This window comes from Ruminococcus sp. (assembly GCF_017549005.1).
Taxonomy (GTDB): Bacteria; Bacillota; Clostridia; order Oscillospirales; family Ruminococcaceae; genus Ruminococcus.
Map to the genome: position 1 here is coordinate 1 of NZ_JAFYYT010000036.1, position 11,137 is coordinate 11,137.

Annotated in this window: 8 protein-coding genes, 5 tRNA genes and 3 pseudogenes; 3 read left to right on the top strand and 13 right to left on the bottom strand. The window is 44.0% G+C overall.

Annotated features, from left to right (window positions below):
* Window positions 1–1,111: pseudogene (locus IKW96_RS08545) on the top strand (glutamine synthetase type III); the annotation flags it as partial.
* Window positions 1,112–1,740: 629 nt separating this feature from the next.
* Here the strand turns inward: IKW96_RS08545 and IKW96_RS08550 are convergent.
* Together IKW96_RS08550 and IKW96_RS08555 are read right to left on the bottom strand one after the other, a co-directional pair.
* A complete protein-coding gene (locus IKW96_RS08550; RefSeq protein ID WP_296573198.1) occupies window positions 1,741–2,244 on the bottom strand; it encodes a GNAT family N-acetyltransferase in 504 nt (167 codons plus the stop codon).
* Window positions 2,232–2,987: a tRNA threonylcarbamoyladenosine dehydratase gene (locus IKW96_RS08555; RefSeq protein ID WP_296573201.1), complete on the bottom strand. Its 756-nt coding sequence runs from the start codon at window positions 2,985–2,987 to the stop codon at window positions 2,232–2,234. Before IKW96_RS08555 ends, IKW96_RS08550 begins: the two co-directional genes overlap by 13 nt.
* Before the next feature lie 173 nt (window positions 2,988–3,160).
* On the opposite strand from IKW96_RS08555, the gene IKW96_RS08560 reads away from it, so the two are divergent.
* Together IKW96_RS08560 and metK are read left to right on the top strand one after the other, a co-directional pair.
* Window positions 3,161–4,543, top strand: a complete 1,383-nt coding sequence (locus IKW96_RS08560; protein WP_296573202.1) for a glutamylcysteine synthetase — start codon at window positions 3,161–3,163, stop codon at window positions 4,541–4,543.
* A gap of 282 nt (window positions 4,544–4,825) precedes the next feature.
* Window positions 4,826–6,013 (top strand): methionine adenosyltransferase, encoded by a 1,188-nt coding sequence (gene metK / locus IKW96_RS08565; protein ID WP_296573205.1) that lies wholly within the window; start codon window positions 4,826–4,828, stop codon window positions 6,011–6,013.
* A gap of 154 nt (window positions 6,014–6,167) precedes the next feature.
* On the opposite strand, the pseudogene IKW96_RS08570 reads toward metK, so the two are convergent.
* From IKW96_RS08570 to IKW96_RS08615, 11 genes and pseudogenes are all read right to left on the bottom strand, one after another.
* Window positions 6,168–7,318 (bottom strand): annotated as a pseudogene (locus tag IKW96_RS08570) (ABC transporter ATP-binding protein); the annotation flags it as partial.
* Window positions 7,230–7,601 carry a hypothetical protein gene (locus IKW96_RS08575; RefSeq protein WP_296573215.1) on the bottom strand — a complete coding sequence of 124 codons (372 nt, stop codon included), beginning with the start codon at window positions 7,599–7,601 and terminating at the stop codon, window positions 7,230–7,232. The gene IKW96_RS08575 and the pseudogene IKW96_RS08570, both read right to left, overlap by 89 nt.
* A gap of 150 nt (window positions 7,602–7,751) precedes the next feature.
* Window positions 7,752–8,405 (bottom strand): class I SAM-dependent methyltransferase, encoded by a 654-nt coding sequence (locus IKW96_RS08580; protein ID WP_296573208.1) that lies wholly within the window; start codon window positions 8,403–8,405, stop codon window positions 7,752–7,754.
* Between the two features lie 267 nt (window positions 8,406–8,672).
* Window positions 8,673–8,987 (bottom strand): annotated as a pseudogene (locus tag IKW96_RS14830) (metal-dependent transcriptional regulator); the annotation flags it as partial.
* A 245-nt stretch (window positions 8,988–9,232) separates the two neighbouring features.
* On the bottom strand, window positions 9,233–9,976 hold the full coding sequence (locus tag IKW96_RS08585; protein ID WP_296573211.1) for a M24 family metallopeptidase: 744 nt from the start codon (window positions 9,974–9,976) through the stop codon (window positions 9,233–9,235).
* A 16-nt stretch (window positions 9,977–9,992) separates the two neighbouring features.
* Window positions 9,993–10,532 carry a flavodoxin family protein gene (locus IKW96_RS08590; protein WP_296573214.1) on the bottom strand — a complete coding sequence of 180 codons (540 nt, stop codon included), beginning with the start codon at window positions 10,530–10,532 and terminating at the stop codon, window positions 9,993–9,995.
* Window positions 10,533–10,684: 152 nt separating this feature from the next.
* Window positions 10,685–10,776, bottom strand: a tRNA-Ser gene (locus IKW96_RS08595).
* A 2-nt stretch (window positions 10,777–10,778) separates the two neighbouring features.
* Window positions 10,779–10,855 (bottom strand) — tRNA-Glu (locus IKW96_RS08600).
* Between the two features lie 36 nt (window positions 10,856–10,891).
* Window positions 10,892–10,982 (bottom strand) — tRNA-Tyr (locus tag IKW96_RS08605).
* Window positions 10,983–10,985: 3 nt separating this feature from the next.
* A tRNA-His gene (locus tag IKW96_RS08610) sits at window positions 10,986–11,059 on the bottom strand.
* Between the two features lies 1 nt (window position 11,060).
* Window positions 11,061–11,137: transfer RNA gene (locus tag IKW96_RS08615), tRNA-Glu, on the bottom strand.

The window sequence follows — 11,137 nt, forward strand, 5'->3', positions numbered from 1 at the left end:
CACAGACCAGGGCGAGAACCTCCTCTCACCGGGCGAAACACCTGCTGAGAATGCACAGTTCCTGCTCTTCCTTGCAGCTGTTATCAAGGCTGTTGACGATTATCAGGATCTTCTGAGATTGTCCGTTGCAACTGCAGGCAACGACCACAGACTTGGTGCTAACGAAGCTCCGCCTGCTGTTATCTCTATCTTCCTCGGCGACGAGCTCACCGCAGTTCTGGATGCTATCGAAGCCGACAAGCCATACGGCGGTACAAAGAAAGAAAAAATGCAGCTTGGCGTTGATGTTCTGCCTAAGTTCAGCAAGGATTCCACTGACCGTAACAGAACTTCCCCATTCGCATTTACAGGAAACAAGTTCGAGTTCCGTATGCTTGGTTCTTCCAACAGCATCTCCTGCGCTAACATTCACCTCAACGCTGCTGTTGCAGAAGAGCTGAAGCAGTTCGCAGACAAGCTTGAAAAGGCCAAGGACTTCAACAAGGCACTCCATGACCTTATCAAGAAGACTATCAAGGAGCACAAGAGAATCATCTTCAACGGCAACGGCTATGACGACGCATGGATAAAAGAAGCTGAAAAGCGCGGTCTGCTCAATCTGAAAACAACAGCCGACGCTATGCCTTATATCTGTGATAAGAAGAATGTGGATATGCTCACATCGCATGGTATCTTTACTGAAGCTGAGATATACTCACGCTGCGATATCATGCTCGAAAACTATATCAAGACAGTAAACATCGAGGTTGTTACAATGACAGACATGGCTCGCAAGGAAATAATCCCCGCTGTTGCAAAGTTTGCAGCTGATACAGCTTCTGCTGTTTCAATGAAGAAGAGCGTTTCAAAAGTAGCCTGCAAGTATGAAACATCACTGGTTTCACAGCTTTCAGAGCTCATTGATGAAATGGACTCTGCAACCACAAAGCTTGAAGCTGCTGTTTCAAAGTTAAAAACTATCAGCGATACGATGTCTGCTTCCGAATTTGTCCGTGACACTATGCTCCCTGCAATGGAAAAGCTCCGCAGTGCCGCTGACAAGGCTGAAGTTGTGACATCTGAAACATACTGGCCGTTCCCTGCATATGACAAATTACTCTTTGGAGTTTGATATACAGTTACAGCATAAATATAGCAACGATCCGTTTGAGCTTTCATTAGTTCAGACGGATCGTTGCAGTTTACAGCCTTGGTTCGTAATTCAAGAGAATAATATCATTGTCTTATTAGTGTACGTATATAGTAATAAGTTCAATACCTGAACGGGACAGTTGAAAAATCAACTGTCCCGTTAATTCATTGCAAACAGATAAAACCGCCCGGACCTGATGAAAGTCCGGGCGGTTTTGTTATTTTTCTTCGGTATCAGTTATGACGTCATCTTTAGAAACTGTTCGGGGACGAAACTCCACATTCCCTGTTTCTGTACTAATGAAATACATATCATTTTCAAACAGCTTTTTCAGCAAGCTAATGGAACTTTTTATTATCATAACTATCACCTTTTTTATATTTTTATGGCACATATTATTACGGAAGGTCTTTATGTTGCTATTTTCAACATCGTCCTGCTTTCCACATCCGCTCTGTACAAATGAGCACTGAGCGGAAAATGTGCTGTATGGACTTCTTACTTGTTACCATTTGTACAGCTCCTTTCCTGTGTGGTATGTTTATATTATAACCTGTCTTTTGCCGCTTGTCCAATGCGAAAAATCCATTACAGATTATAGGTAAACGCTATATATGCTGTTGAAGTGTAAGTCTCATCTGATACCACTCAGCACCGCCGTGCTCGGAATCGGATATACCTTCGCTGACAAATCCGAAACGGCTGTAAAACGGGATAAGCTCCTCCTTGCAGGTGAGAACAATACCACGGCGCTCCTGCTTTTTTGTATCTTCGGTAACACGTTCCATAAGCTGTGAAGCAAAGCCCCTTTTCCGATAAGCGGGAGCTGTTGCAACTCCGAAAAGCATGAGCCATTTCCCATGGGCAGCATACATATCTGTGCTGCTGTACATTTCGTCGCACAGATTTTTTTCATTTGTCGTCATTCCGTTTATCATGGAGACGGCTTGCCCGTTCATTTCAATAAGCCAGAAGCATTCGGGATAATTTTGCAGTCTTAGCTCAAAGGCTTTTCTGTCTGCGGCTTCCGAGACAGGGAAACAGCTCTTTTCAAGCTCTGTGACTGTATCAATATCGCTGATATTGGCCTGTCTGATAATTACGCTTTGCATATGTCTTTTATTACCTCTCCTGCGATGATAAGTCCCACAACTGACGGCACAAATGCTGTACTTCCGGGGATATCACGACGCTCGGTACACTTGTGCTGAGCTCCCGGAGGACAGATACAGTGTGTGCGGCAGGATATGGACATATCTTCTATGGGACGTGTAGGCTGTTCCTCGGAATACACGACCTTCAGCTTTTTCACCCTGCGCTTGCGGCATTCGATACGCATTACCTTTGCAAGGGGACAGACCTTTGTTTTGTAAATATCCGCAACACGGAACGCCGTGGGATCAAGCTTGTTGCCTGCGCCCATACTGCTGATTATTGGGATATGGAGCTCCTGTGCCTTCATAACAAGAGCAAGCTTAGCAGTAACGGTATCAACTGCGTCTACTATATAATCGTACTCCTCAAAGGGAAACTCATTCTCATTTTCGGGCAGAAAAAAGCACTTGTGTATGCGGATATCCACATCGGGATTTATCTCCCTCATGCGCTCCGCCATGACCTCGGCTTTGTATTTGCCTACTGTCTTTCTTGTGGCGATTATCTGGCGGTTAAGATTGGTCAGGCAGACCTTGTCATCGTCGATAAGGTCAAATTTATATACTCCGCTGCGGACAAGAGCTTCGCAGACGTATCCGCCTACGCCGCCGATACCGAATACCGCTACACGGGCATTTGCAAGCTTTTCCATTCCGTCCCTGCCGATCAGAAGCTGTGTCCTCGAAAACTGATTAAGCATATTATCCTCTCTCATTCTGTTTGCATAGTTTTTTGATGTATATAATATGATTATATACCGAGCTAAAGAATATGTCAATAACAATTTCATACAAATCATATTGACAAAGTAGATTTAACAAACTATAATATAGTCATAGCATACCTAAAAGCATATCTCCCGAGGTGAAATAAATGAAAAAGGAAGTCAGACAAGCTATTTATGACAAATATATTGCACCGACAAAAAAAGAACGCCCCGACTATATCGGAGTGGAAATAGAAATGCCCGTTGTAAATCTCAGCGGACAGCCTGTTGACGAGGCTGTTTCCATTAAAACTGCCGAGAGCTTCATAAAGAACTTCGGCTTTATTGAGTCGGGAAAGGATTCAAACGGCAATATCACATCTGCGAAGCATGAGGGAACAGGCGATATACTGTCCTTTGACTGCTGTTATTCAAATCTTGAATTGTCTTTCGGCAAGGCTGTGGATCTTTTTGAGATCAAGAAAAGATTTGAGGACTACTGCCGCTTTCTCAATGCTGAATTTGCTAAGGAGGGCTACACTCTCACAGGTATGGGCGTTAATCCCAATGCGGATATCAACCACAATCAGCCTATCCAGAATGAGCGCTACCGTATGCTTTATCATTATCTGCACTCCTATCCCAAACATAAAAATGAAGTGGCAATGCGTTTCCATGAACGTCCCGATTTCGGTACATTCACCAGCGCCTCACAGGTGCAGCTCGATGTAAGATATGATGAGCTCACAGACGTTGTCAACGTTTTCGGACTTCTCGAGCCCTACAAGGCTCTGTTGTTTGCAAACTCCTATCTCCCCGATTATCCTGATTTTCTCTGCGTGAGAAATATGCTGTGGGAGCACAGTATGCAGGGCTATAATCCCCATAATGTAGGAATGTTCGGCAAAAAGGTGTCGGGCATTGACGAGCTTATCGACTATATAGGTACGCAGTCTGTTTACTGTACAATGCGCGACGGCAGATACATAGATTTCACGCCGCTGACTTTAGATGAGTTCTTCTCCCGTGACTCTGTTGAGGGCGAATACTTCGACAGCGAAAAGTATCAGAAGATAACATTCGTTCCGGAGATAAGCGACCTTGAATATCTGCGGACATTCAAATTCGAGGACCTGACATTCAGAGGAACTATCGAATACAGAAGCTCCTGCTGTCAGCCGCTCTCGGAAGCTCTGACAGTGGCGGCATTCCACACAGGTCTGAAGGAAAAGCTTTACGAGCTTAAAGAGATACTGGAAAAGGATGACGTTATCTACTCTCACGGCTTCAATGCCTTAGAGCTTCAAAAGCTGTTGTCAAAACAGAAGCTCCCCGAATATATTGATACAAAAGCAGTTGAAAAGCAGCTCACAAAAATACTCGACCTTGCAGCAGACGGACTTAAAAAACGTGGTTTCGGTGAGGAAGTCCTGCTCTCTCCGCTGTATGAAAGGGTACATGAGCACACAAATCCTGCCAAAGCAATGCTTGACGGTATAAAAAGAGGTGTTCCGCTGAAAAGCTTCATTGAGCAGTACGCCGCTGTATAACAAGGGGTATCATTTATCCCTATAGCCGATTATAGATATTTGAGATTGGACATTTTTGAAAATTTGCAATATAATAATAACATCACAAAGAAAGGAGCTGTTCACGATGAAAAAGATTTGCTGTTGTTGTTTCTCGCTTAGCAATAGAATAGTCAATTGTCGGAGAAACAGCACTTTCGCTATCTGACTGCGCCTTTGTGTGCAGAAATAAAGATCAAGGGAAATGCAAGGCTCTGCATTTCCCTTTTTTATGTCTAAAAATAATTTTAAGGAGTTTTTATTATGAGCAAGTATATTTTTACATCAGAATCAGTTACAGAGGGACACCCCGATAAGGTGGCAGATAAAATTTCAGACGCTATCCTCGACGCATACCTTGAAAAGGATCCCAATGCAAGAGTTGCAGCCGAGACTGTCCTCAAGAACAATACCTTTATCCTCGCAGGTGAGATAAGCTCCTCTGCCGAGATAGATACAGAAAAGGTAGTCCGCAATGTCATCAATAATATAGGCTATGACCACGCCGAGCTTGGCTTTGACGGTCATACCGCCGAGATAATCAACCTCCTCGACAGGCAGTCTCCCGATATCGCACAGGGCGTTGATTCGGCTCTTGAAGTAAGAGACGAGCACGGTGACGAGATAGGCGCAGGCGATCAGGGTATCATCTTCGGATATGCTGTAAATGAGACTGAGGAGCTGCTGCCGCTGCCGATCTCACTGGCACACAGACTTGCATACAGACTTACGGAAGTCCGCAAGAATGGTACGCTCAAATATCTCCGTCCCGACGGAAAAACTCAGGTATCCGTCATTTATGAGGACGGCAGGGCAGTCGGTATCGACACTGTACTTATCTCCACTCAGCATGATGAGGAAGTATCACAGGAACAGCTCCGCAAAGACCTTATCGAAAACGTGATAAAGCCTATTATCCCTGAGGAATGGCTCAATGACGAAGTTCGTGTCCTTGTTAATCCAACAGGCAGATTCGTTATCGGCGGACCGGTCGGCGACAGCGGTCTCACAGGCAGAAAGATAATCGTTGATACCTACGGCGGAGCTGCTCATCACGGCGGCGGAGCTTTCAGCGGCAAGGACTCCACAAAGGTCGACAGAAGTGCTGCTTATGCGGCAAGGTGGGCTGCAAAAAATATCGTTGCAGCTGGTCTTGCTGACCGCGCCGAGATACAGCTTGCTTATGCTATCGGAGTTGCTGCTCCTGTGTCAATTTACGTAAATACATTCGGAACAGGCGTGCTTCCCGATGAAGAAATACAGGCGGCAGTTTCAGAAGTGTTCGACTTCACTCCAAGGGGAATCATCAGAGAGCTGGAACTCCGCAAGCCTGTATTTGCCGAGACTGCCGCTTACGGTCACTTCGGCAGACCTGATACTGATTTCTCGTGGGAGAGAACAAATAAAGTGTCTGCACTGAAAAAGGCACTTCAGACAAAAGTTGAAGTATGATCATGTAACAAGTCCTCGAAAAAACAGCTCCTTCGCTATAACCGTAATACTCATATAGAAGCTGGTTTTTCATTTCATTTTAGTGTGCAGTGAAGATTCCGATAGTTATCAGTTCTTTGACTTCAAATTTCTTTTCCATTAATCATTTCTGCGCTCAGTTTCTCCAACCGGTACTTACTGCGCGTTTTGTCACCATAGAATGATAAATGCCGTTATTTTTCATAAGGCTTTCATGATTTCCGGACTCAGCTATCTTTCCGTCCTTGATGACCATGATGTTGTCTGCACCGACAATGGTATTGAGCCTGTGTGCGATAACGAATAAAGTCTTGCCTTTGCAAAGCTCCGAGATAGCCTGCTGGATATAGCTCTCATTGTCGGCGTCAACGCTTGCTGTTGCTTCGTCAAGAATTACAATAGGCGAGTTTTTCAAAATGCACCTTGCGATAGAAAGGCGCTGTGCCTGACCGCCCGAAAGAGAAGCTCCGCCCTCACCGATGACGGTATCAAAGCCGTCGGGCAGCTCCATGATGAAATCATAGCACCGAGCCTTTTTCGCCGCTTCGATGACCTCCTCTCTGCTTGCATCAGGTCTGCCGAGGGCAATGTTGTTGTAAACAGTATCCTGAAACAGATAAACGCGCTGAAATACCATGCTGATATTATCCAGAAGCGCGGCAGCAGACTTGCTATAGTGGATTTACCGCCGCCCGACGGTCCCACAAGCGCAGTCATCGTGCCCTTGTCGGCCCTGAATGAAATATCTTTGAGTATATCTTTTTTATCATAAGCAAATGTAACATTTCGGTATTCTATCTCAGGAGCAGAAATATTTTTCAGAATTTCAGCTCCGCTGTCATCGAGCTCTTTTTCGGCAAAAAGCGATTCTATCCTGTCCATACATGAGTTCATGACTGTCAGTCTTGCGATCTGTCCGTAAAATGACTTCATAGGAACAAAAAGGTCGAACAGGAACAGCAGCATACCGATATAGAAGTTCAGCGGCATAGCTCCCGAAAAATAGAAATAAGAAGATACAGCAAGGACAAGGACCGTTCCGAAAGTATAGATAAGATTTACGCCTGTCTGCCACGGTGCATGGTCGAACTCAAAGTCAAGGTTAACCTTGCAGTTATGTTCAAAGCTGTCCGTCAGCTCCTTTGACTTGTCGCCCATGAGGTTGTATGTCTTGATAATGCCGATACCCTCGGTAAAGTCAAGCACCGACTCTGTCAGCTTTTCCGAAGCCTACTGACGCTCGTCCGAATGATGAAGCGTGCTCTTTTTCATGGCAGAGCCGAGCAAAAGCATTCCATTCTATTGCTTCATGTGCAATAGTTCTAAGCGAACTGACCGTAATCCTTCCTTTTGCAGCTCGATAAACAGCAAAAAATATGAAGCTCATATATATATTTGAGGCCATCGGATTATCAGCGCCTATGTCATCAACTCTATTCAGCATTTCACGATATTCCGTTCTTGCTTTTTCCATTGTCCTTATTGCAAACGCCTTTCCGTAATGCTTTTTCAGGGATTTTTTGACAATTGGCGCAAGAACTATCCAGTATTTGCCTGTATATTTCTGCATATAGATTCACCACTTAAACGTTGCCCAGCGATCATTCATCTTAGGCAGCAACAGAGCAAAAAGCTTTGCCCGTATGCTGTATTTCTTCATCTCTTCATTGAAGCTGTGTTCCTCCACAAACTGTATACCGTCTGTCAGATCAGCGATCTCCTATCCCGAATCAGTGCCGGACATGAAGTGCGCATTTGTATTTTTTACTGTATCGTGATGCTTTTCGCTTTTCTGCATTGCCTTGCAGTTCTGCTCAGCGATAAGTATACCGCCGTCAGGAAAGTTATTTTTCAGAACTTCAAGAAAAGTACGGATCTGATCAAGTGTCAGGTACATAAATAAGCCCTCAGCAACAAAAACAGGCTTGGATTTTCTGCCCACAAGCGCTTCCTGTACCGTTTTACACCAGTCGCTTTCCAGTGCATTTCCTGCAATCATCGTTACACGTTCACGTTCAGGAAAAGCCTTTCTTCTTGCAGCGATAGAATCGGGAAGGTCAAGATCAAACCACCGTATATTACCGTTATCCATTCTTTCAAATCGGTTGTCAAAACCTGCGCCTACATTTACAATTACAGTATCAGGCGCTTTTTTTATTATTTCTTTCAGCTGACGGTCAAGCATTATTGTTCGCGCAATTACTCCTTCATGAGACATGAACTTATCATACGGAGTTGTATCAATATTCAGTGCCTTTATGATCTCCACTGCTTTCCTGTCTTTGACACGAGCGTTTTTTCTGATTGTTTCATTCGCCTTTACAGCAAGGGGGATAAGTGCAGTAGTCTGCACATCGCCTAATCTTAATTCCATAATAATTACTCCTTTAATATTTATTTCATGCCTTTCAGCACTTCGACCATGTCTATTTTCTTTATTCTGCGCGAGAACATATGGTAAAGCTCACATTGTCTACTGCTGCCTGCGTTTCCTCAGCTTTACCATAAATTTTTACTACATTCTCGAATTAAACTGTTATCACATATTCATTTATTCAGTTAGTTACAGCAAACACAATATCAAAAAATAGCTCCTTAAATCTGTTATTCTCTTGTAATATGATCTCAGGATGCTTTTGAATCAAAAAGTGCTTTTCTCGTCGCACATACTATGCTCCATTTTAAATGCATCGTTTTTTGCATTTTCTTCTCCTGCGCCAAGATATCTTAGCATATAAAAGAAAAAATAATACCTTCCGTTTATCTTTTTGGCAAGTTTCATTCCTTTTCTTGTCAGAATAATATGAGAACCATTTATACCTTCAATGTATCCTTCTTTCTCAAGTTCGTGAACAGCTATGCTGACCGTTGGTTTTGAAACGCCAAGTTCTCCGACTATATCAATACCTCTGGCACTCCCGCATGATTCCTGAATTTTGAGTATAGTTCTAAGGTGATTCTCCGTTTTTCCTTACCAAGCACTAAAACGGCATCTTTAATTGTATACAACCAGTTAGTATATAATAACTTTATATTAAGATTATACCACCAAACATTTGTATTGTCAATATGAAGCATTAAAACTGTGAGTAAATATAATAACGGCGAGATTATTGTTTTCTAAACTTGATATAATACGCTACTTCCTTATCTTCTCTCTGCAGAAATCCAAATCTATCTCACCGTTTTCAGCCTTATCTCTCAGTTCCTTATGAATATGTAAAAGAGAAACAGGATGACATTGAACTTTTGAAAATAGAGCTCTTTCAGTGTTCCGTCAGCAAAGTAGTAAATATTCTCTTTCTTGTAGCCGTATTTCGAGTCCTTGACGCTGATATGCGGCTCAAACGTAAAGTAGCCCACTGACGAGAGCAGAGCCATGTTGCCTTTTTCGGTATATATACGGTCATTCTTGTCCTTCACGATAGAGTGACCGAGATTGCCGAGGAAGTCAAGATTTATGAATCCACGTTCGGTTATGAGCTGATTGATATGGAAATCCAGCTCCTCAAAGGTAGTCTGCGGAACAGCAAATCGAAGCAGTTCCGCGTGAAGTTCCTCCTCCATAAGCAGACCGTTCCGCCACTCGGAATTGCGGATACTGTTTATATCCTCGACAACACCGCCGTTCTCGAGAATTATCGTGCGTGCGTAGTCTCCCCATATATTGCCGCATTGCGGACTGAGGTCTATAGTTATGATATCGTCCGCAGCAATCAGCCTGTCGGAAGTCACATACTCCCTGCCAGAAACTGAAACCGTTGTCTCGTCTCCCGAAAACACGAAGGCTCCCACGTCCCAGTACCAGAAAGAATCAGCTCCCAGCGCGAGCATTTTTTCTTCGCAGAGACGCCGCACATCGGTCAGCTTCATGTCTGCATGGAGCACATTTTTTATGTATTCTATCGTATCTTTTGCTATTTTTTGTACTTCGGAGTATTCCAAAACTTTCGCCTTCTTTCTATATTAGTGAATCCCCCAACTCATACGCTTCTTTCAACGCAGGACTGCTTTCGATATCGCCAATGTCCTTGACTCCACGCACCAGCACCGTACCAATGCTTTCGAGCCTAAAGAAGTCCAGCACCATTTTGTACTGCATGATTATGGGCTCAAACAGATTCGGAAGTTCTGCTGCTCCCACAAGAAGAAGTCCGAGCTTCTTTATGCGGAATGTGTTTCTCATAGGCATGTGAAGCCTGTCCACGACAGCTTTCAGCTGTGCGCTGATACCATAGAAATAAACAGGCGAAGCGACTACAACAATGTCCGTATTCCGCAGCTTTTCATATATCTTAGCCATATCGTCGTCCTGAAAGCATTGATTTCCTTCGCGTGTAAAACAGCTGTTGCAGCCTATGCAAGGATTCACATTATAGTCGGCAACTGACACTATCTCCACGTTATTATTCTTTGCAGCGCCTTCTGCAAAGCTCTGCGCCAGCCGCGCAGTATTGCCGTTTTTTCTCATGCTGCCAACAAGAATTACTATGTTGCTCAACTCCAACATCTCTCTTTTCAATTATTATAACTGAAAAAATGCAGTTTTTCAAGGTTAATTTGTGAACAGACAACTGCATAAATGATTACCCCGAAACGATTTGCCAATCGCTTCGGGGAGATTTAGGGAATGTTGAATTCAAGTTTTTATAGCGGTCGCACTGAGATTTGAACTCAGACATCGGAATATTCCGATTACTCGCGGTTTAGCAAACCGCTGCCTTACCAGTTAGGCTTATGCGACCATTGGTGACGGATGTGGGAGTTGAACCCGACATTTAGAGGTTGAGAGCCTCTTGTCCTGACCTGTTAGACGAATCCGCCATATGTCTCCGCTCAAAAACTGGTGGAGATTATTATTGGTGGGCAAGGTAGGAATTGAACCTACGATGTTTACCGCAAGGGTGGCGGATTTACAGTCCGCTGCAATCGCCGCTATGCATACTTGCCCATGTGGGGTAATCGAAGAGAATCGAACTCTCATTTTCAAAGCCACAATCTGACGTCCTTCCATTAGACGACGACTACCTGGTGACGGATAGGGGGATCGAACCCACTATTTAAAGATTGAAAGCCTCTTGTCCTGACCTGTTAGACGAATCCGCC

Bases quoted from the DNA above. Each gene is read 5' to 3' on its own strand.
- IKW96_RS08550 (WP_296573198.1), bottom strand. From the start codon at position 2,244: ATGCAAAGCGTAATTATCAGACAGGCCAATATCAGCGATATTGATACA.
- IKW96_RS08555 (WP_296573201.1), bottom strand. From the start codon at position 2,987: ATGCTTAATCAGTTTTCGAGGACACAGCTTCTGATCGGCAGGGACGGA.
- IKW96_RS08560 (WP_296573202.1), top strand. From the start codon at position 3,161: ATGAAAAAGGAAGTCAGACAAGCTATTTATGACAAATATATTGCACCG.
- metK (WP_296573205.1), top strand. From the start codon at position 4,826: ATGAGCAAGTATATTTTTACATCAGAATCAGTTACAGAGGGACACCCC.
- IKW96_RS08575 (WP_296573215.1), bottom strand. From the start codon at position 7,601: ATGCAGAAATATACAGGCAAATACTGGATAGTTCTTGCGCCAATTGTC.
- IKW96_RS08580 (WP_296573208.1), bottom strand. From the start codon at position 8,405: ATGGAATTAAGATTAGGCGATGTGCAGACTACTGCACTTATCCCCCTT.